Raw genomic sequence first — 20,869 nt, forward strand, 5'->3', positions numbered from 1 at the left:
TCGATCAGAGCTTGCCGGTCAACTCCGGCACAGCGTCGAACAGGTCGGCCACAAGCCCGTAATCGGCCACCTGGAAGATGGGGGCTTCCTCGTCCTTGTTGATCGCGACGATGACCTTGGAGTCCTTCATCCCCGCCAGGTGCTGGATGGCACCGGAAATGCCGACGGCGATGTAGAGCTCGGGAGCGACCACCTTGCCGGTCTGACCCACCTGCCAGTCGTTCGGCGCATAGCCCGAGTCGACGGCGGCCCGGCTGGCGCCAACGGCAGCGCCCAGCTTGTCGGCCAGCGACTCGATCAGGGCAAATTGCTCTTCCGAGCCGACGCCACGGCCGCCCGAAACGACGATGCCCGCGCTGGTCAGTTCCGGACGATCGCTTTCGGCGACTTTGTCCTCGACCCATTCCGAAAGGCCCGAGGCCGCCGGGGCATCGACCATCTCGACGGATGCCGAGTTGCCGGTGCCGGCCGCGTCGAAGGTCGAGGTGCGGAAGGTGATGACCTTCTTGGCATCCGACGATTTCACGGTCTGCACGGCGTTGCCTGCGTAAACCGGGCGTTCGAACGTGTCGGCATCGACCACGCCCGAGGCGTCCGAGATCACCATGACATCCAGCAGCGCCGCAACGCGGGGCATGATGTTCTTGGCATCCGTGGTCGCGGGCGCGACGATGTGGGTGTAGTCGCCCGCAAGGCCAACGATCAGGTCGGCGGTGGTTTCAGCAAGGCGATGGCCCAGGCTGTCGCCCTCGGCGCAGAGCACCTTGGCCACGCCGTCGATGGTCGCGGCAGCGTCCGCCGCGGATTTGGCCGAGGCGCCGGCGCAGAGCACGGTCACATCGCCCAGCGACTTGGCGGCGGTCACGGCCTTGGCCGTGGCATCCATCGCCAGTTCGCCACCGGTTACTTCGGCAAGAAGCAGAACAGCCATCAGATCACCCCCGCTTCGGTTTTCAGTTTCTCGACAAGTTCATCCACCGAGCCGACGATGATGCCGGCCTTGCGTTCCTCGGGTTCGCTGGTCTTCAGCACTTCGAGGCGCGGCGCGGTGTCGACGCCGTAATCGGCCGCCGTCTTTTCATCCAGCGGCTTTTTCTTGGCCTTCATGATGTTGGGCAGCGACGCGTAGCGCGGCTCGTTCAGGCGCAGGTCCACGGTGACGATTGCCGGCATCTTGACGGCGATGGTCTGAAGGCCGCCGTCGACCTCGCGCGTGACCTTGGCGGTGTCGCCGTCGATCTCGATGCCCGAGGCGAAGGTCGCCTGCGACCAGCCCAGAAGCGCCGACAGCATCTGGCCGGTCGCGTTCATGTCGTTGTCGATCGCCTGCTTGCCGGCCAGAACGAGGCCCGGCTGTTCCTCGTCGACCACGGCCTTGAGGATCTTGGCGACGGCCAGCGGCTCGATATCCTCGTGGACGTCATCGGCGGCGACGACGAGGATGGCGCGGTCGGCCCCCATCGCCAGCGCGGTGCGCAGGGTTTCCTGTGCCTGCTTGACCCCGATGGACACGGCGACGACTTCGTCGGCCTTGCCCGCCTCTTTCAGGCGGATCGCCTCTTCGACGGCGATCTCGTCGAACGGGTTCATGGACATTTTCACATTGGCGAGATCGACGCCGGAGCCGTCCGCCTTGACGCGGACCTTCACGTTGTAGTCGATCACGCGCTTCACAGGTACGAGGACCTTCATCGCACGTCTCCTCTCTCTCAATCCTACTTTCGGGGAGCCGTCTCCCCGCGAATTCCTCACCACGGTGAGTGATAGACATATCGTTCGGGTGAAAACAGGCCAAAATCGACGCGGGGCGTGCCATCGACGCCGCGTCAGAATGGCTCACGCCGGGTCAGGTCAACCCGGTGTGCCGCATCAGTTCGACACAGATCGCGGCATAGCAGGCAATCGTGGCGGCAAGGACGAAGCCATGCCAGATCGTGTTGTGGAAGGGCAGCTTGTGCCACATCAGGAAAACAACGCCCGCCGAGTAGAGGATGCCCCCGGTCGCCAGAAGCGTCACGCCCCAGCCGCTCAGGCCTGAAACCAATGGGCCGCCCATGACGGCCCCCGCCCAGCCGAGACCGAGATAGAGCACCAGCGCAATCAGCATGCGCTTGCGGGTGCTGAAGATGACAATGGAGGCACCGGCCGCCGCCACGCCCCAGATTGCTGCGAGAAACCCGGGTGATCCGGGCATGAGCGCGACAAAGGGCGTATAGGTGCCGGCGATCTTGAAATAGATCGCGGATTGGTCGAGGCGGCGAAGCCGGTCGGCCCATTCCGGGCGCTGGATCATGTTGTAGAGCGCCGAGCAGCTGAGCATTGCAAGCAGTGTGATGGCGTAGATCGTCGTGGCCGTAACCGTCGGCGCGTCCCCGATGCGGATCGCCGCGAGGGCCACGAGGATTGGTCCGGCGATCAGGGCCGCGCCAATACCAACCACGTGGATAGCAGCGTCCGAAATGTATTCGGCGCGGGAATAGGGGCGCGGGCCTGCAACATGCGACATGAAGTTAATATAGCAGCAAAAAAAGATGTTTGCGAGGATTGCATGCTCGTGTCGTCGCCTTCGGCGCCGACCCGCCGGGGTGCTCTGCCCCCCGGACCCCCCGGAGTTTTTTTGCCAAGATGAAGGGGATTGGCCAGAGCGCCAGGAAATGCAGGCGTGGTGCGCACAGACCCTTTTGCACAAGGCGGCGCTAGTGTGGGATCAGCCCCCGGACTGCCCGCGGAAGAAGACAAAGGCGGCGATCAGCACCACGGCGACGAATTGCGCGATCAGGCGCCAAACCATGAACTTGTTGGACTGCTTGCTGCCCTCGACGCCGCCCTTGCGGAAGGAGTTGATCCCCATCAGCAGGATGACGAGCACCACGATACAAGCCAGCAAGGCAACGAAGAAAAGGGGGTCGGTGGTCATGGTCGTGTCTCTTTCTTCACCCGTTCCGGGCGATCTAGCAGGCAGTTTGCGCAGAGCCAGCGCATCGTTGTGTCAGGTCTAACCGCGGTTCAGCACCCAGTCGAGCGCACGCGTGGGCAGCGCGCGCCTGAGGCCGTTGGCGATATAGGCCGGGGTCGTGATGTAGTAGCGCGGCCGGGGGCGGGGGCTTTCGAGGGCGTGGAGCAGTTTCTTGACGACCGCCTCGGGGGGGAGTTCGAACCGGTCAGGGCCGCGATCCTCGTAGAGCCGCTTGAGGAGGCTGGCCCGGTAGAGATCGGCGCGCGGACTATTCTGCCAATCGATCCAGCGTTCGAAATGCGGGATGGCCTTTTGGCGCAGCATCGAGGTGACGGGGCCGGTGTTGAGCGTCACGACATGAATAGGCGTGTCCATCATCTCGATCCGGAGCGTGTCGGTCAGCCCTTCGAGGGCGAATTTCGTGGCCACGTAGGCGCCGCGCCATTTGTAGGTGACATGGCCCAAGACCGACGAATGCTGCACGATGCGGCCGTGCCCCTGCGCCCGCATGATGGGGATGACGCGTCGGGTCAGGTCGTGGACGCCGAAGAGGTTGGTGGCGAAGATCTCTTCCAGCGCGCCGCGCGGCAGGTCCTCGACCGCGCCGGGCAGTCCGAAGGCCCCGTTGTTGAACAGGGCGTCCAGCGTGCCGCCGGTCAGATCCAAGGTATCGGCCAGCCCCTGTGCGACGCTGTCGGGGTCCGCGTAGTCGAGGCGAACGCTGTCGAACCCGTCTGCGCGGAGGCGATCCACATCGGCCTGCTGCCGGGCGCTGGCGATCACCCGCCATTCGCGCTGGCGCAGGCCATGGGCCGCGGCCTGTCCGATTCCGGACGAGCAGCCGGTGATGAGAATGGTTCCGCCCATGGTGTCGCCTTTTTTCAGTTCCACGCAGGGAGGGGTAGGTCAGGCGCAGGGCCCCGGCAACTGCGCCTAGTTGACCGGTTCGAGGAAATCCTCGGACATGTAGCCGGTTTGGCCGGTGGCGATGACATGCAGATGCGCCCAGCCATCCCCCACGCGTTCGATCAGCTCCACCTCCTCGCCGCGGAATAGCGCCGTCAGGATAGCATCGTCGGTCGAGGGGCCGGCGCGGAAATTCACCCGGTCCCCGGTGACGCGCAGGCGTTCTGGTGTCGTCGCCGATAGCCCCGGCGACGGCGCGGGAGGGGCCTCGGCCGTGACGTCGGGGGCTTCGGCCTCGGGCGCGGCCTGCGCGGGCGCGGCGGTCGGTGGATTGGCACCGAGGGTAACCCGCTCACCCGCAGTGTCGGCGGGTTCCACCACCGCGTCGATCACGATGTCTTCGCCCTCTTCCGTCGTCAGGACAAGGCGGCCATCGGGCGTTTCATGCAGGGCGGGGTCTTCCTCGGGGGCGGTCGGATCGCCGGGAATCGTCACCACCTCGTCCCGCGCGGCCTGGAACCCCTCGGGCGGCGCGTCGGAAAAAATGATCATCACGGCGTAGATCGCCACGAGCAATAACAGCGTCAATCGCAACATGTGCCGTGTGGCCCCCACTTCGTTTCCCGGCGTCCTACACCGCCTGCCTTCGATTCGCCAAAGCGCGCTTTTCCACAGGTGATTGCGCCACCCGGGCCGATGGCTGCTTGCCGCCCGTTTCCGCGCAGTCTATCACATTCCTTGGTATGGACGAGCAGGATCCCCCACAAGATGACCGGTCCGATGACGATCGGTTGAGCGCCGAACCGCTGTCGCGGGCGATCGGCTCTCGCTACTTGCAATATGCACTGTCGACGATCATGCACCGCGCCCTGCCGGATGCGCGTGACGGGTTGAAGCCGGTGCACCGGCGCATTCTTTACGCGATGCGCGAGCTGCGCCTCGGGTCTAACGGCGGTTTCCGCAAATCGGCCAAGATCTCGGGCGACGTGATGGGCAACTATCACCCGCATGGCGACGCCGCGATCTACGACGCGATGGCGCGCCTCGCGCAGGATTTCGTCATTCGATATCCGCTGGTCGACGGGCAGGGGAACTTCGGCAATATCGACGGCGACAACCCTGCCGCCAGCCGCTACACCGAGGCGCGCATGACCGCCATGGCCGAGGCGCTGATGCAGGGCCTCGACGAGAACGCGGTCGATTTCCGGGACAATTACGACGGGACCCTGCGCGAGCCCGAGGTTCTGCCGGCCACCGTCCCGAACCTGCTGGCCAATGGCGCGAGCGGGATTGCCGTGGGCATGGCCACGAACATTCCGCCGCATAACCTCGACGAGCTGATCGGGGCCTGCCTGCACCTGATCAAGACGCCCGATGCGCGGGACGAAACGCTGCTCAACTACATCCCGGGGCCGGATTTTCCGACCGGCGGCGTGATCGTGGAGCCGCGCGAGAATATCGCCGAAGCGTACCGCACCGGGCGTGGCGCCTTCCGCCTGCGCGCACGTTGGGAGACCGAGGATCTGGGCCGCGGCCAATGGCAGATCGTCGTCACCGAGATCCCGTACCAGGTGCAGAAATCCAAGCTGATCGAGAAGCTGGCCGAGTTGATCCAGACCAAGAAGGTCCCGATCCTGGCCGATGTGCGCGACGAATCGGCCGACGATATCCGCATCATCCTCGAGCCGCGGACCAAGAACGTCGATCCCGAGGTGCTGATGGGCACCCTGTTCCGGCAATCCGATCTTGAAACGCGGTTCAGCCTGAACATGAACGTGTTGATCGACGGGCGCACGCCCAAGGTCTGTTCGCTGAAGGAGGTGCTGCGCGCCTTCCTCGATCACCGGCGCGACGTACTTCAGCGCCGGTCCCAGCATCGGCTGGAAAAGATCGACCACCGCCTCGAAGTGCTGGAAGGTTTCCTGATCGCCTTCCTGAACCTCGACCGGGTCATCGACATCATCCGCTACGATGACGAGCCCAAACCCGCCTTGATGCGCGAGGATTGGGGGCGCGAGTTTACCCGCGCCACCTCCGAGAAGGATTACGTCACGCCGCCGCCCGGCGATGGCGAACTGACCGAGGTGCAGGCCGAGGCCATCCTCAACATGCGCCTGCGCAGCCTGCGCCGCCTTGAAGAGATGGAGCTGATCCGCGAGCGCGACGCCCTGATGGAAGAGCGCGCGGGGCTCGAAGACCTGCTGGCCGATGAAGGCCTGCAATGGGCCCGGATCGCCGACGAGCTGCGCGAGGTGCGCAAGACGTTCGGCGCCAAGGCCGAGGGCGGTGCGCGGCGCACCGATTTCGCCGAAGCCGGCGAGACCCCGGATGTGCCGATCGAAGCCATGATCGAGCGCGAGCCGATCACCGTGGTCTGCTCCAAGATGGGCTGGATCCGGGCGATGAAGGGCCATATCGACCTGTCGAGCGAGTTGAAATTCCGCGACGGGGACGAGGGTCGGTTCGTTTTCCACGCCGAAACGACGGACAAGCTGTTGATCATGGGGGCACAGGGCCGTGTGTACACGCTGCCGGCCTCCAACCTGCCGGGCGGTCGCGGCCTGGGCGAGCCTGTGCGCCTGATGGTCGATTTGCCCAACGAATCCGAAATCGTCGATCTGTTCGTGCATCGCCCCGGCGGCAAGCGTCTGGTCGCCTCTTCGGCCGGGGACGGGTTCCTCGTGCCGGAGGACGATATCGTCGCGCAGACACGTGCGGGCAAACAGGTTCTGAACGTGCGCGGCGATGCCGTGGCCAAGGTTTGCGTGCCGCTGGCCGAGGGCGACGATCATGTCGCCGTCGTTGGCGAGAACCGCAAGCTGCTGGTGTTCTCGTTGGATGAACTGCCCGAACTGGGGCGTGGCAAGGGCGTGCGCCTTCAGAAATACAAGGATGGCGGCCTGTCGGATGCACGCACGTTCCGGCTGGACGACGGTTTGACATGGCTCGATCCGGCGGGCCGGACCCGGACCGAGGCGGACCTTGTCGAATGGACCGCGAAACGGGCCAGTGCCGGGCGCATGGCGCCGCGCGGGTTCCCCCGCGACAACCGCTTTACCTGAGGCGCGGCCCAAAGCGGCAGGAAGGCCACGCTGATCGACACGTGAAGTTGCACGGGTTTACCTTTCGCCACCCGCTGCTGTATCGACTCCGACAACCGTTTGCCGAGGAGACGTTCCCAGATGCGCCTGTCCCGCTTCGCCCCTCTTGCTGTCGTTGCCTTCGTCGCAGCCTGTGCGGCCGGTGATCCGCTCGAGGAAGATCTGCCCGACATGGGTGATTTCCGGCTGGCCCATAACATCGTCGTGGCCGACAACGCGCAGCAGGTGCCGCCGTCCCGAAACGCCGAGCCCGAGGAATGGGTCGAGATCCTCGAATCCGAGATCGATCGCCGGTTCCGCGGCTACGAGGGGGATCGCCTCTATCACATCGGCGTCGCGGTCGATGGCTACGCGCTGGCCCCTCCGGGTATCCCGATCGTGCTGCAGCCGCGCTCGGTCCTGGTTCTGTCGGTCAATATCTGGGACGATGAACTTGGCCGGAAACTGCATGACGAACCCGAGCAGATCATGGTGTTCGAGGGCGCAAGCCCGGAAACGATGCTCGTCGGCTCGGGCATCGCGCGCTCGCGCGATGAACAGATGCAGATCCTGGCCCGGAACGCGGCGCGGCGCATCCAGCTGTTCATGTTGGACAACCCCGAATGGTTCAACATCGACCCGGACGCCGCCGAAAATGCCGCAAGCGCGGTCGAGGCTGCTGCAGAGGCCGCTGAAGCCGCACCCGAGGCTGCAGACGAGGCGCTCGAAGACGCAACCGAGTGATCGTGCCGATCCGGGGCAGGATTTCTGCCCCGGGATCGCCGCCGATCCACATAGCACCTTGATTTTTCCGTGCGGGCCGAATACCTCGCCCGCGATGTTGAACCGGGCCCCGGCGTTTGCTGCTTGACGGGGCCCCCGAATGGACGGGGCGCCAGCCAATGGCAAAGGAAAAGTTTGAACGTAACAAACCGCACGTGAACATCGGCACGATTGGCCATGTTGACCACGGCAAGACGACGCTGACGGCGGCGATTACGAAGTATTTCGGCGACTTCAAGGCGTATGACCAGATTGACGGTGCGCCGGAAGAGAAGGCGCGCGGGATCACGATTTCGACGGCGCACGTGGAATACGAGACGGAGAACCGTCACTACGCGCACGTCGACTGCCCCGGCCACGCGGACTACGTGAAGAACATGATCACGGGTGCGGCGCAGATGGACGGCGCGATCCTGGTTGTGAACGCGGCCGACGGCCCGATGCCGCAGACGCGTGAGCACATCCTGCTGGCGCGCCAGGTTGGCGTTCCCGCGCTGGTGGTGTTCCTCAACAAGGTCGACCAGGTCGACGACGAGGAGCTGCTCGAGCTGGTCGAGATGGAAGTGCGCGAGCTGCTGAGCTCCTACGACTTCCCGGGCGACGACATTCCGATCATCGCCGGCTCGGCGCTGGCGGCGATGGAAGGCCGTGATCCCGAGATCGGCGAGAACAAGATCAAGGAGCTTCTGGCCGCTGTCGACGAGTACATCCCGACGCCCGAGCGCGCCGTGGACCAGCCCTTCCTGATGCCGATCGAAGACGTGTTCTCGATCTCGGGCCGCGGTACGGTTGTGACCGGCCGTGTGGAGCGTGGCGTGATCAACGTGGGCGACGAGATCGAGATCGTCGGCATCAAGGACACCACCAAGACGACCTGCACGGGCGTCGAGATGTTCCGCAAGCTGCTGGATCGCGGTGAAGCGGGCGACAACATCGGCGCGCTGCTGCGCGGTGTGGACCGTGACGGTGTCGAGCGTGGCCAGGTTCTCTGCAAGCCGGGTTCGGTGACGCCGCACACGAAGTTCGAGGCCGAGGCCTACATCCTGACGAAGGAAGAGGGTGGCCGTCACACGCCGTTCTTCGCCAACTACCGCCCGCAGTTCTACTTCCGCACGACGGACGTGACCGGGACGGTGACGCTGGCCGAAGGCACGGAAATGGTGATGCCGGGCGACAACGTGTCGTTCACGGTCGAGCTGATCGCCCCGATCGCCATGGAAGACGGCCTGCGCTTCGCCATCCGCGAAGGTGGCCGCACCGTCGGCGCAGGCGTCGTCGCCAAAATCATCGAGTGATCGGACCCGTTCCAAACGGAACGCTGGCGCAGTCACACGACGAAAATCAGGGAAGCCGCGGCACTGTCTGCGGCTTCTTTTTGTGTGACGGGGGCGTTGATACCCACGATCCTGTCACACATGCAGCGCCGCCATGGTGATGGTGTGGGCGACCGGCCCCCAGCGGCCGGGTTTTGCTTTCCGGCCTCAGTCATGTTACATCACCCGCACCAGACAACAGGAGGCATCGATGGATCAGCCGCTTTGATCGCCAAATTCCAATCGCATCAAAGACAAAGGCTATCCCATGCCCGCATTCCGCCCGTTTCCCGCCCCCGGCGTGTCTCATCCCGTTCCGCTGCCCGATGGCTCGGTTCATGAGGGCACCGTGTTCCTGTCGGCCGTCATCGACCACCCACGGTTCGAGGTCGGCGATTACACCTATGCCTCGGCGCATCACCCGCCCAAGGATTGGGCCGCACATCTGGCCCCCTATCTCTACCCGTTCAGCCCCGAGAAACTGACGATCGGCCGCTTCTGCCAGATTGCAAGCGGGGTGGAGTTCATCACGGCCTCGGCCAACCACCGCTACGACGGCATATCCACCTTTCCCTTCGCGGTGTTCGGCGGCGGCCCGGTTGAGGGGCGTCCGTCGATGCCATCGCCCGGGGCCGATACCTGCGTCGGGCACGATGTGTGGATCGGCACCGGCGCGCGCATCCTGCCGGGCGCACAGATCGGCAGCGGTGCGATCATCGGGGCCGGGGCGGTCGTGTCGGGTGAGGTCGCGCCCTACACCATCGTCGCAGGCAATCCGGCCAGACCGGTGCGGCGACGCTTTGCGCCTGAAACCATCGAGCGTTTGCTTGAAATCGCCTGGTGGGAGTGGCCGATCGACAGGATCCTCGCGCATGAGGCCGCGATCTGCGGGGCCGACCTGAGCGCCCTTGAACATGCGGCGCGGCATTGATGCAGGTTGGCGTCAGCGGCGCAGGACCCCATCTCTGGCGTGACCAGAACAGGAGCGTTTCATGACCGTCACCCCCGAGATCGGTGTGATCGGCCTTGGTACGATGGGGGCCAACCTTGCCCTCAACATTGCCGAGGCGGGTCACCCCATCGCCGTGTTCAACCGGACGCCTGAAAAGACCTTTGCCTTTGCCGAAAGCGCGGGCGCCTTGTCCGACCGGATCGTGCCGACCGAGAGCCTCGAGGCGTTCGTCGCGGCGCTGGCCTCGCCCCGGCGCATCCTGCTCATGGTGCCCGCCGGGGACGCGGTCGAAGAGCAGATCGCCGCCCTGCGGCCGCTGTTGGACGCAGGCGATGTCCTGATCGACGGCGGCAATTCCGACTGGCAGGACAGCACGCGCCGCCAAGCCGAGTTAGGGCGCGACGGCCTGCATTTCCTCGGGCTGGGCGTGTCCGGCGGGGCCGAGGGGGCACGGCATGGCCCCTCGATGATGGCGGGTGGCAGCGAAAGGGCTTACGAGGCCGTCGCGCCGATTCTGCGGGACATCGCCGCCCGGTTCGACGGCGAGCCTTGCGTGGCGTATCTCGGCTCTGGCGGGGCGGGCCATTTCGTGAAAACCGTCCATAACGGCATCGAATATGCCGACATGCAGATGATCGCCGAGGTCTACGGCCTCATGCGCGACGGGCAGGGGCGCGCGATGCCTGACATGGCAGAGGTGTTCGCCCGCTGGAATGCCGGGCCGCTTGAAAGCTACCTGATCGAGATCACGGCCGAGGTTCTGGGCACGTCCGACCCCGAGACTGGCAAACCCATCCTGTCGGTGATCGCGGATCGCGCGGGCCAGAAGGGGACGGGGCGCTGGACGGTGATGGACGCGCAACGGCGCGCCGCGCCGCTTCCAGCGGTCGAAGCGGCGGTGACCGCCCGTGTTCTGTCGGGCGAGGGGGTATGGCGCTGCAAGGGGGCGCAGCTTTTCCCCGATCCGGCGGCAGGCGCGATTGGCCCGCTCTCCGATGAACAGCTCGAACAGGCCCTGCTCGCCGGGAAAATCCTGGCCTACTCGCAGGGTTTCGCGCTTCTGGCCAAGGCCGCGCAGGAAGAGGAATGGTCCATGTCCCTGCCGGATGTCGCGCGCATCTGGCGGGCGGGGTGCATCATCCGGTCCGGGCTGCTGGACGATATGGCGACCGCCTTGGAAAGCGCCGAGACGGATCTGCTGGCCTTTGCCCCCGCCTTTTCCGAGCGACTGACGCAAACCCTGCCCGCGTTGCGCGCAACCGTTGCAGCGGCCACGCTGTCGGGCCTGCCCGTCCCGGCCCTTTCGTCAGCGCTCGGGCATTTTGACCTGTTGCGGCAGGCGCGGGGCACGGCGGACCTGATCCAGGGGCTGCGAGACCGGTTCGGCGCGCACGGATTCCAACGGTTGGATCGCCCCGGCGAACCCGGTCAGCACGGACCTTGGAGCGGGACCTGAGGTCGCGTTGCCGGATCAAGCCCACGTTGCAGTCGAGCAGGCGCAGGCTGCACCAGCGCAAGCGATGGCATCGCGCTTTCGTGGCACGCTGCCTTCGGATGTCCTGTTGCCGTGTCGATCAACACGGGATGTTCCGGCGATCGGGTTTGGGATTCCGCCGTTTCCCGTCTGGACAAGCCCGTGAAATGGGCCTATCCCGCTGACCGGCCTAGGGGTGTAGCTCAGTTGGTAGAGCATCGGATTCCAAATCCGACGGTCGGGGGTTCGAGTCCCTCCGCCCCTGCCAATTTCCCGAGAATCGGAAAGACTAGCCGCCCCGAATGACGTGGATCATGAACCCGTCAGGATCGGTGTGATATCCTTTCTCATGCAATGATTTGAGACAGGAGGGTTTCCATGACACGCCGTTTTTCACTCGGACTCCTGGCCGCGATCTGCGTCGGCTTGATGTCCGTCGCCGCTCTGCCGGTCGCCGCGCAGCAATTCCTGGGCCAGTACACCGCCTATATCGGCCAGCAGGATCTTTATAATTCCAACGGCCAGCGTCTGACCGAACATTGGCAGATCCTGCGGCAGGACCGCGCCAACCTGCACCGTTTCGGGATCTCGCAGCCCGGTGACGAATGGGACCCGTGGTTCGGCAATTACAACGCGCGTGGCGCGATGGAGCAGATGATCATGCAAGGTGCCGCCGACCCGGTGGCCCGCCAGAACATCATCGCTGGCGGTGCAACGGTTGTCGTGCAGGTTTATGGCTGGAACGGTCAGCCCTCGCGCATTGACGTGCAGGTCTGGCGCTAGGTCCTGAGCCCCGCCAGCGCGATCAGATAGGCCGGGATTTCCCTCAGCGCGCCTTTGAGCTGCGGCCAGAGGCGCGCTGTTCCCAGTGGCGGTGCCGAGCCCTCGGCGATCAATCCCGCGCGGCGCGCCAAAAGCGTCGCGCGGGGCAGGTGATACGCGTCCGAGACGATGAGAACCTTCCTAAGGCCGAGCCCGTCGAGCAGCGGTTTGGCGAAGCGGATGTTTTCCCCCGTCCGGTGCGATTCATCCTCCAGCCGGATCACATCGGGCGGCACTCCGGCAGCGATCAGGGTGTCGCGCATGACCTCCGCCTCGGGTGGACCGTGCTTGCCAAGCCCGCCACAGGGAATCACGACCTGCCCGCGTCCGTCGTGCCATTGCCGCGCCGCCCATTCGGTGCGACGCGCGAGGGTGGGGGAGGGCACCCCGCCCGGCCAGACGGCCGCGCCGAGCACGAGGATGGCCTCATCCGGCCGTGTCGCTGGGGGATTTGCACTCATGACGAACCGCTTGACCCGTGATCGCAGGCTAGCGCGGCGGCCCGCACTCCGCCAGAGTCCGTGGCGGGCGTGACGCACGGCTTGCGCCCAAGGGCGGCCATGCGTATATGCAGCGCGATCCGACACAAGGGAAAGACCCATGGCCAACCCGTTCCAGTTCCTCCAGCAGACCCGCGCCGAAATCGCCAAGGTCGTTTGGCCGACGCGCCGCGAGGTTCTGACGACGACGGCGATGGTGTTCCTGCTTGCGGCGCTTGCGGCGGTCTTCTTCTTTTTCGTCGACTGGGTGATCCGCCAGGGGCTGGAACTGGTCCTGACGCTGTTCGGCTGATCCGGTCCGCCGCCCCTTGATTTTCCGGCAATGCAGGGGTATGGCGCGTGCATTCCCGAAAATGGCGTGCGTCGAAGAAGTGATGCACGCTGTTTTTTATTCGGGAGAGTGCCGCCGTAAGGCGGCGACATTCTAGGTTTTCATCGGTCCTCTTTGGGCCGTGCGGTCAAGGGACGCGAACGAGACATGGCAAAACGGTGGTATTCGGTCAGCGTGCTGTCCAACTTCGAAAAGCGGGTTGCCGAACAGATCCGCACCGCCGTGGCCGAAAAGGGCCTCGAAGAGGTGATCGAAGAGGTGCTCGTCCCCGAAGAGGACGTGATCGAGGTGCGCCGGGGCAAGAAGGTCACCGTGCCGCGCCGCTTCATGCCCGGCTACGTGCTGGTCCGCATGGAGATGACCGACGAAGGCTACCACGCGATCAACTCGATCGCCCGCGTGACCGGCTTCCTCGGCCCGCAGGGGCGCCCGATGCCGATGCGCGATGACGAGGTGAACGCGATCCTCAACCGCGTCGAAGAGGGCGAGGCGCAGCCGCGCTCGACCATCACCTTCGAGGTGGGCGAGAAAGTAAAGGTCAACGACGGCCCGTTCGAGGATTTCGACGGCATGGTCGAAGAGGTCGACGACGAGAACCAGCGCCTGAAGGTCACGGTTTCGATCTTTGGCCGCGCGACTCCGGTCGAACTGGAATTCACCCAGGTCTCCAAACAGGCCTGAGCGAAGAGGGCGCCGCACTCCGGCGCCCGTCAAATGTGGGAGGCGAGGCGGTCGCGACCGTCGGACCGGACCACGGCAACAAAGGCCGCCTGACGCGTCGGGGGGCTGTTGGAAAGAAGGAGAGGCCATATGGCCAAGAAACTTGCTGGCACCATGAAGCTGCAGATCCCTGCAGGTCAGGCCAACCCCTCGCCGCCGGTGGGCCCCGCCCTCGGTCAGCGTGGCATCAACATCATGGAATTCTGCAAGGCGTTCAACGCCAAGACGCAGGAGATGGAGCCGGGCGCACCCTGCCCGACCGTGATCACCTACTATCAGGACAAGTCCTTCACGATGGACATCAAGACGCCCCCGGCGTCCTACTACCTGAAAAAGGCGGCCGGTCTGAAGAACCAGGGCAAGCGCAACCGTCCCCGCGGTGCCGAGAACCCGGGCCGCGAGACCATCGCGACCGTGACCGTCGCGCAGGTGCGTGAAATCGCCGAAGCGAAGATGAAGGACCTCAGCGCCAATGACGTCGAGGCCGCAATGAAGATCATCGTTGGCTCGGCCAACTCGATGGGCATCGAGGTGAAGGGGTAAATCATGGGCAAGATTGGAAAGCGTCTGAAGGCCGCCCGCGCCGCCTTTGCCGACAAGGAAAACGTCTCGGTCGAAGAGGCCGTTGAACTGATCAAGGCGAACTCGAACACCAAGTTCGACGAAAGCATCGAGATCGCGATGAACCTGGGCGTCGACCCGCGCCACGCCGACCAGATGGTCCGCGGCACGGTCACCCTGCCCAACGGCACCGGCAAGTCGGTGCGCGTCGCGGTGTTCGCACGTGGCCCCAAGGCTGACGAAGCCAAGGCCGCCGGCGCCGATATCGTCGGTGCCGAGGACCTGATGGAAACCGTCCAGGGCGGCACCATCGAGTTCGACCGCTGCATCGCGACCCCGGACATGATGCCGATCGTCGGCCGTCTGGGTAAGGTGCTTGGTCCGCGCAACCTGATGCCGAACCCCAAGGTCGGCACCGTGACCATGGACGTCAAAGAGGCCGTCGAAGCCGCCAAGGGCGGTCAGGTCCAGTTCAAGGCCGAGAAGGCGGGCGTCGTCCATGCCGGTATCGGCAAGGCGTCCTTCGATGCCGCCAAGCTGGCCGAAAACGTGCGCGCCTTCGTGGACGCCGTGAACAAGGCCAAGCCGTCGGGCGCCAAGGGGGCCTACCTGCAAAAGATCTCGCTCAGCTCCACCATGGGGCCGGGCGTATCGGTTGCCCTGGACAGCGCCACCGGCAACGCGTGATCTGACGCCAAAAGGTTTGGAAAGGCCCTGCCGGTGATGGCGGGGCCTTTTCGCGTTTCGGGCCCGGATCGCAGTATCTGGGGCTTGGCAAAAGGGCGGCTTCGCTGTAGACCCGCCCCTGCAACGGAGCGCGCGATTCGTCACGCGCTCTTTTGCGTTTCGTCCAAGACGGTGGGTTGAGGTGATACGGCCTCAATAATTCCTGCCCGAGACGGGATCAGACCAGATGACCGAGGGCTCTCCCGTAGAGCGCGCGGTGGGGTTGGTTCCCGTTGTCCACGGACCAAAACCGCCGGAGCGATCCGGTAGACGAGAGCCGGGGGGAAACCCCCAAACTGGAGTGAAACTGTGGATAGAGCCCAGAAAGAGAAAGTGGTCGAGGAACTCGGCCAGATCTTCGAAAGCTCTGGCGTCGTTGTGGTTGCCCACTACGAGGGTCTCACGGTTGCCGAGATGCAGGATCTGCGGGGTCGCATGCGCGACGCTGGCGGGTCCGTCCGCGTCGCCAAGAACAGGCTCGCCAAGATCGCCCTCGAGGGAACGGATGTCGCTGGCATCGCCGAATTCCTCACGGGCATGACCGTTCTGTCCTATTCGGAAGACCCCGTGGCAGCAGCCAAGGTCGCCGAAGCCTATGCCAAGGATAACGACAAGTTCGAAATCCTGGGCGGGGCGATGGACGGAAACGTTCTGGACCGCGCCGGTGTTACCGCGGTGTCCAAGCTGCCGTCGCGCGAGGAGCTTATTGCCTCCATCGCCGGCTGCATCGGGGCGCCCGCGTCGAACATCGCCGGGGCCATTGGCGCACCTGCTTCGAACATCGCTTCCATCCTTTCCACCATCGAGGAAAAGGCGGAGGCCGCATAAGGCATCCCGACACCTCCGCATCTTGCGGCGTTGGAACACACACCTACATACGGATACTGAAAAATGGCTGATCTGAAGAAACTCGCAGAAGAGATCGTCGGTCTGACCCTCCTGGAAGCCCAGGAACTCAAGACCATCCTCAAGGACGAATACGGCATCGAACCCGCCGCTGGCGGCGCCGTGATGATGGCTGGTCCTGCCGGTGACGCCGGTGGCGCTGCCGAAGAAGAAAAGACCGAATTCGACGTCGTTCTGAAGAACGCCGGCGCACAGAAGATCAACGTGATCAAGGAAGTGCGTGGCATCACCGGCCTGGGCCTCAAGGAAGCCAAGGACCTGGTCGAAGCCGGCGGCAAGATCAAGGAAGGCGTCGACAAGGCCGAAGCCGAAGAGATCAAGGGCAAGCTGGAAGCAGCTGGCGCCGAGGTCGAGCTGGCCTGAGCCGGACGATAGCGGCGGCGCGACGCTGAATGTCGCGCCGACCCGCACAAGAATTGGGCTGGGCCCGGGTGTTTCCCGGGTCCAGCCGAACGCGTCTTAGCGAGGGCCCTGCAGGTCAGGGTTTTCTCTAAGGCGGCAAATCAGGGGTCGGGAGCGCGCCATTGGGCGGGCGCGCATGAATGGACCCCGCCCGTCTTGAGGTTTCAGTGCTCCCCCGCCGGTGACCCGACGGCGTGTGGGCGGCACGAGACAACGGAAAGGTGCGCACGAGCATGGCTCAGACCTACGAAGGCCAGAAACGTATCCGCAAATTCTACGGCAAGATCCACGAAGTGCTGGAGATGCCGAACCTGATCGAGGTGCAGAAGTCGTCCTACGACCTGTTCCTGAAATCCGGCGACCAGGAAACCCCGACCGATGGCGAAGGCATCATGGGCGTGTTCCAGTCGGTCTTCCCGATCAAGGACTTCAACGAAACCGCCGTGCTCGAGTTCGTCAAGTACGAGCTGGAACAGCCGAAATTTGACGTGGAAGAGTGCCAGCAGCGCGACCTGACTTACGCCGCGCCGCTCAAGGTCACCCTGCGTCTGATCGTGTTCGATGTCGACGAGGACACCGGCGCGAAATCGGTCAAGGACATCAAGGAACAGGACGTTTTCATGGGCGACATGCCCCTGATGACGCCCAACGGCACCTTCATCGTCAACGGCACCGAGCGCGTGATCGTCAGCCAGATGCACCGCTCGCCCGGTGTGTTCTTCGACCACGACAAGGGCAAGACGCACAGCTCGGGCAAGCTGCTCTTCGCCTGCCGCATCATTCCGTATCGCGGCTCGTGGCTCGACTTCGAATTCGACGCCAAGGACATCGTCTTTGCGCGTATTGACCGTCGCCGCAAGCTACCGGTCACCACGCTGCTTTACGCGCTGGGTCTCGATCAGGAAGGCATCATGGATGCCTATTACGACACGGTCGATTTCAAGCTGGAAAAGAACAAGGGTTGGGTCACCAAGTTCTTCCCCGAGCGTGTGCGCGGCACGCGCCCGACCTTCGATCTGGTCGACGCGGCAACCGGCGAAATCATTTGCGAGGCGGGCAAGAAGGTCACGCCGCGCGCGGTGAAGCAGATCATCGACGCGGGCGAGATCACCGAGCTTCTGGTGCCCTTCGACCACATCGTCGGCAAATACGCCGCCAAGGACATCATCAACGAGGAAACCGGCGCGATCTATGTCGAAGCCGGTGACGAGTTGACCTGGGAGGTCGACAAGGACGGCGAAGTCACGGGCGGCACGCTGAAAGAGTTGCTGGATGCCGGTATCACCGACATCCCGGTGCTCGACATCGACAACGTCACCGTCGGCCCGTACATGCGCAACACCATGGCGATGGACAAGAACCTCAACCGGAACACCGCGTTGATGGACATCTACCGTGTCATGCGTCCGGGCGAGCCGCCCACCGTCGATGCCGCCTCGGCGCTGTTCGACCAGCTGTTCTTCGACAGCGAGCGCTACGACCTGTCGGCCGTGGGCCGCGTGAAGATGAACATGCGCCTTAACCTCGATGCCGAGGACACGCAGCGCACGCTCCGCAAGGAAGACATCATCGCCTGTATCAAGGCGCTGGTGGAACTGCGTGACGGGCGCGGCGACATCGACGACATCGACCACCTCGGCAACCGCCGGGTGCGCTCGGTCGGCGAGCTGATGGAAAACCAGTACCGCGTCGGCCTGCTCCGCATGGAGCGCGCGATCAAGGAGCGTATGTCCTCGGTCGAGATCGACACGGTCATGCCGCAGGACCTGATCAACGCGAAACCGGCCGCGGCCGCGGTGCGTGAATTCTTCGGCTCCTCGCAGCTGTCGCAGTTCATGGACCAGACCAACCCGCTGTCGGAAGTGACGCACAAGCGTCGCCTGTCGGCCCTCGGGCCGGGCGGCCTGACGCGCGAACGCGCGGGCTTCGAGGTGCGCGACGTGCACCCGACCCATTACGGTCGCATGTGCCCGATCGAAACGCCGGAAGGTCCGAACATCGGCCTGATCAACTCGCTGGCGACCTTCGCCCGCGTGAACAAGTACGGCTTCATCGAAACCCCCTACCGCAAGGTCGAGGGCGGGCAGGTGACGGACGAAGTCCATTACATGTCCGCGACCGAGGAAATGCGTCACACCGTGGCGCAGGCGAACGCCAATCTCGACGAGAACGGCAAGTTTATCAACGAGATGGTCAACACCCGTCAGGCTGGTGAATACACGCTTGCCCCGAACGAGGCGGTGGACCTGATCGACGTGTCGCCCAAGCAGTTGGTGTCGGTCGCGGCCTCGCTCATCCCGTTCCTCGAAAACGACGACGCCAACCGCGCCCTGATGGGCTCGAACATGCAACGTCAGGCGGTTCCGCTGCTGCAGGCCGACGCCCCCTTCGTGGGCACCGGCATGGAGCGCAAGGTGGCCATCGACTCCGGCGCGGCCATCCAGGCCCGCCGCGCGGGCATCATCGACCAGGTCGATGCGCAGCGTATCGTCGTGCGCGCCACCGAGGATCTCGAGATCGGCGATGCCGGTGTCGACATCTATCGCCTGCGCAAGTTCCAGCGCTCGAACCAGAACACCTGCATCAACCAGCGTCCGCTGGTGAAGGTGGGCGATCGCGTCTCGAAAGGCGAAGTCATCGCCGACGGCCCGTCCACCGACATGGGGGAACTGGCGCTCGGCAAGAACGTGGTCGTCGCCTTCATGCCGTGGAACGGCTACAACTACGAGGACTCGATCCTGATCTCGGAACGCATCGTGCGTGACGACGTCTTCACCTCGATCCATATCGAGGAATTCGAAGTCGCCGCCCGCGACACGAAGCTCGGGCCCGAGGAAATCACCCGCGACATCCCGAACGTCGGCGAGGAAGCCCTGCGCAACCTCGACGAGGCGGGCATCGTCTATATCGGCGCCGAAGTGGGGCCGGGCGACATCCTCGTGGGCAAGATCACCCCCAAGGGCGAAAGCCCGATGACGCCGGAAGAAAAGCTTCTGCGCGCCATTTTCGGGGAAAAGGCCTCGGACGTGCGCGACACCTCGCTGCGCCTGCCGCCGGGTGACTTCGGCACGGTCGTCGAAGTGCGCGTCTTCAACCGCCACGGCGTTGAAAAAGACGAACGCGCGCTGCAGATCGAGCGCGAAGAAGTCGAACGCCTCGCCCGTGACCGCGACGACGAAATGGCCATTCTGGAGCGCAACATCTATGCGCGCCTCAAGACCATGATCCTCGGCAAGACCGCGGTGAAGGGGCCCAAGGGCGTCAAGTCCGGCTCGGAAATCACCGAAGAGCTGCTCGACAGCCTCAGCCGCGGCCAGTGGTGGCAGCTGGCCTTGGGCGACGAGCAGGACGCGGCCCATGTCGAGGCCCTGAACCAGCAGTTCGAGGCGCAGAAGCGCGCCCTCGATCACCGGTTCGAGGACAAGGTCGAGAAGGTCCGCCGCGGCGACGACCTGCCGCCGGGCGTGATGAAGATGGTCAAGGTCTTCATCGCCGTGAAGCGCAAGCTGCAGCCGGGCGACAAGATGGCCGGCCGTCACGGGAACAAGGGTGTGATCTCGAAAGTGGTGCCGATGGAGGACATGCCGTTCCTCGCCGACGGCACCCCGGTCGATTTCGTGCTGAACCCGCTCGGCGTGCCCTCGCGGATGAACGTCGGTCAGATCCTCGAAACGCATATGGGCTGGGCCGCGCGCGGTCTCGGCATCCAGATCGACGAGGCGCTGGACGACTACCGCCGCTCGGGCGACATGACCCCGGTCAAGGATGCCCTGAAGATCGCCTATGGCGACGAGGTCTATGACAGCGCCTTCGCCGACATGGACGAGGACCAGGTTCTGGAAGCCGCCGGCAACGTGACGCGCGGTGTGCCGATCGCAACCCCGGTCTTCGATGGCGCGAAAGAGCCCGACGTCAACGACGCGCTGGTGCGCGCCGGCTTCGACCAGTCGGGCCAGTCGGACCTGTTCGATGGCCGCACGGGCGAGAAATTCGCCCGCCAGGTCACGGTCGGGGTCAAGTACCTGCTGAAACTGCACCACCTGGTCGACGACAAGATCCACGCGCGTTCGACCGGCCCGTACTCGCTCGTCACGCAGCAGCCGCTGGGTGGTAAGGCGCAGTTCGGTGGTCAGCGCTTCGGCGAGATGGAGGTCTGGGCCCTCGAAGCTTACGGCGCCGCCTACACCCTGCAGGAAATGCTGACGGTGAAGTCGGACGACGTGGCCGGTCGGACCAAGGTCTACGAGTCGATCGTCAAGGGCGAGGACAACTTCGAGGCCGGCGTGCCGGAATCGTTCAACGTTCTCGTCAAGGAGGTCCGGGGTCTGGGCCTCAACATGGAACTCCTGGATGCGGAGGACGACGAAGACGGGATCGCGGCGGAATAACCGCCCGGCCCTGTCCGGGGCGGCCCCTCGCGGTCGCCCCCGCCCCTCT

At 64.6% G+C, this 20,869-nt stretch carries 20 protein-coding genes and 1 tRNA gene; 14 read left to right on the top strand and 7 right to left on the bottom strand.

The features are described 5' to 3' along the window. Positions 1 to 4 precede the first annotated feature (4 nt). The 6 genes from KUV65_RS11445 to KUV65_RS11470 form a co-directional block, all read right to left on the bottom strand. Positions 5 to 931 carry an electron transfer flavoprotein subunit alpha/FixB family protein gene (locus KUV65_RS11445; protein WP_222190736.1) on the bottom strand — a complete coding sequence of 309 codons (927 nt, stop codon included), beginning with the start codon at positions 929 to 931 and terminating at the stop codon, positions 5 to 7. Beyond that, positions 931 to 1,692, bottom strand: coding sequence for an electron transfer flavoprotein subunit beta/FixA family protein (locus KUV65_RS11450; RefSeq protein WP_222190738.1), 762 nt, complete (start codon positions 1,690 to 1,692; stop codon positions 931 to 933). The genes KUV65_RS11445 and KUV65_RS11450 overlap by 1 nt, the downstream gene beginning before the upstream one ends. Before the next feature lie 154 nt (positions 1,693 to 1,846). Next, positions 1,847 to 2,506, bottom strand: a complete 660-nt coding sequence (trhA, locus tag KUV65_RS11455; protein ID WP_222190740.1) for a PAQR family membrane homeostasis protein TrhA — start codon at positions 2,504 to 2,506, stop codon at positions 1,847 to 1,849. A gap of 201 nt (positions 2,507 to 2,707) precedes the next feature. Continuing rightward, on the bottom strand, positions 2,708 to 2,917 hold the full coding sequence (locus KUV65_RS11460; protein WP_222190742.1) for a twin transmembrane helix small protein: 210 nt from the start codon (positions 2,915 to 2,917) through the stop codon (positions 2,708 to 2,710). Positions 2,918 to 2,995: 78 nt separating this feature from the next. Next, positions 2,996 to 3,847, bottom strand: a complete 852-nt coding sequence (locus tag KUV65_RS11465; protein WP_308124648.1) for an SDR family NAD(P)-dependent oxidoreductase — start codon at positions 3,845 to 3,847, stop codon at positions 2,996 to 2,998. 42 nt (positions 3,848 to 3,889) lie between these two features. After that, positions 3,890 to 4,414 (bottom strand): SH3 domain-containing protein, encoded by a 525-nt coding sequence (locus tag KUV65_RS11470; RefSeq protein WP_222190744.1) that lies wholly within the window; start codon positions 4,412 to 4,414, stop codon positions 3,890 to 3,892. 191 nt (positions 4,415 to 4,605) lie between these two features. On the opposite strand from KUV65_RS11470, the gene KUV65_RS11475 reads away from it, so the two are divergent. The 7 genes from KUV65_RS11475 to KUV65_RS11505 all read left to right on the top strand — a co-directional run bounded on the left by KUV65_RS11475 (position 4,606) and on the right by KUV65_RS11505 (position 12,247). Next, positions 4,606 to 6,924, top strand: coding sequence for a DNA topoisomerase IV subunit A (locus KUV65_RS11475; protein WP_222190746.1), 2,319 nt, complete (start codon positions 4,606 to 4,608; stop codon positions 6,922 to 6,924). Between the two features lie 120 nt (positions 6,925 to 7,044). Beyond that, complete coding sequence (locus KUV65_RS11480; RefSeq protein ID WP_222190748.1) at positions 7,045 to 7,686, top strand: hypothetical protein; 642 nt, start codon at positions 7,045 to 7,047, stop codon at positions 7,684 to 7,686. A gap of 158 nt (positions 7,687 to 7,844) precedes the next feature. Beyond that, a complete protein-coding gene (gene tuf / locus KUV65_RS11485) occupies positions 7,845 to 9,020 on the top strand; it encodes an elongation factor Tu (protein WP_222190750.1) in 1,176 nt (391 codons plus the stop codon). A gap of 286 nt (positions 9,021 to 9,306) precedes the next feature. Next, on the top strand, positions 9,307 to 9,969 hold the full coding sequence (locus KUV65_RS11490) for a CatB-related O-acetyltransferase (RefSeq protein WP_222190751.1): 663 nt from the start codon (positions 9,307 to 9,309) through the stop codon (positions 9,967 to 9,969). A gap of 61 nt (positions 9,970 to 10,030) precedes the next feature. Next, a complete protein-coding gene (gene gndA / locus KUV65_RS11495; RefSeq protein ID WP_222190753.1) occupies positions 10,031 to 11,446 on the top strand; it encodes an NADP-dependent phosphogluconate dehydrogenase in 1,416 nt (471 codons plus the stop codon). Positions 11,447 to 11,656: 210 nt separating this feature from the next. Next, positions 11,657 to 11,732 (top strand) — tRNA-Trp (locus tag KUV65_RS11500). Positions 11,733 to 11,842: 110 nt separating this feature from the next. Then, positions 11,843 to 12,247, top strand: coding sequence for a hypothetical protein (locus tag KUV65_RS11505; protein WP_222190755.1), 405 nt, complete (start codon positions 11,843 to 11,845; stop codon positions 12,245 to 12,247). Here KUV65_RS11505 and KUV65_RS11510 read toward each other — a convergent pair. Further along, positions 12,244 to 12,747 (bottom strand): YdcF family protein, encoded by a 504-nt coding sequence (locus KUV65_RS11510; protein ID WP_222190757.1) that lies wholly within the window; start codon positions 12,745 to 12,747, stop codon positions 12,244 to 12,246. The genes KUV65_RS11505 and KUV65_RS11510 overlap by 4 nt on opposite strands. Positions 12,748 to 12,886: 139 nt before the next feature. Here KUV65_RS11510 and secE point away from each other — a divergent pair, with 139 nt between their 5' ends. From secE to rpoB, 7 genes are all read left to right on the top strand, one after another. Next, positions 12,887 to 13,078, top strand: coding sequence for a preprotein translocase subunit SecE (gene secE, locus KUV65_RS11515; RefSeq protein ID WP_222190759.1), 192 nt, complete (start codon positions 12,887 to 12,889; stop codon positions 13,076 to 13,078). A 186-nt stretch (positions 13,079 to 13,264) separates the two neighbouring features. Further along, positions 13,265 to 13,798: a transcription termination/antitermination protein NusG gene (gene nusG, locus KUV65_RS11520; protein ID WP_222190762.1), complete on the top strand. Its 534-nt coding sequence runs from the start codon at positions 13,265 to 13,267 to the stop codon at positions 13,796 to 13,798. Positions 13,799 to 13,927: 129 nt separating this feature from the next. Then, entirely contained in the window at positions 13,928 to 14,380 is a 453-nt protein-coding gene (gene rplK / locus KUV65_RS11525) for a 50S ribosomal protein L11 (RefSeq protein ID WP_222190764.1), read from the top strand. A 3-nt stretch (positions 14,381 to 14,383) separates the two neighbouring features. Next, positions 14,384 to 15,085 carry a 50S ribosomal protein L1 gene (gene rplA, locus KUV65_RS11530; RefSeq protein WP_222190766.1) on the top strand — a complete coding sequence of 234 codons (702 nt, stop codon included), beginning with the start codon at positions 14,384 to 14,386 and terminating at the stop codon, positions 15,083 to 15,085. A gap of 348 nt (positions 15,086 to 15,433) precedes the next feature. Then, on the top strand, positions 15,434 to 15,952 hold the full coding sequence (gene rplJ / locus KUV65_RS11535; RefSeq protein WP_222190768.1) for a 50S ribosomal protein L10: 519 nt from the start codon (positions 15,434 to 15,436) through the stop codon (positions 15,950 to 15,952). A 63-nt stretch (positions 15,953 to 16,015) separates the two neighbouring features. Beyond that, positions 16,016 to 16,393 carry a 50S ribosomal protein L7/L12 gene (rplL, locus tag KUV65_RS11540; RefSeq protein ID WP_222190770.1) on the top strand — a complete coding sequence of 126 codons (378 nt, stop codon included), beginning with the start codon at positions 16,016 to 16,018 and terminating at the stop codon, positions 16,391 to 16,393. A gap of 272 nt (positions 16,394 to 16,665) precedes the next feature. Then, positions 16,666 to 20,820: a DNA-directed RNA polymerase subunit beta gene (rpoB, locus tag KUV65_RS11545; RefSeq protein WP_222190771.1), complete on the top strand. Its 4,155-nt coding sequence runs from the start codon at positions 16,666 to 16,668 to the stop codon at positions 20,818 to 20,820. The last annotated feature ends 49 nt before the right edge of the window (positions 20,821 to 20,869 follow it).

This window comes from Maritalea mobilis (assembly GCF_019800885.1).
GTDB classification, from domain to species: Bacteria; Pseudomonadota; Alphaproteobacteria; order Rhodobacterales; family Rhodobacteraceae; genus Roseibacterium; species Roseibacterium beibuensis.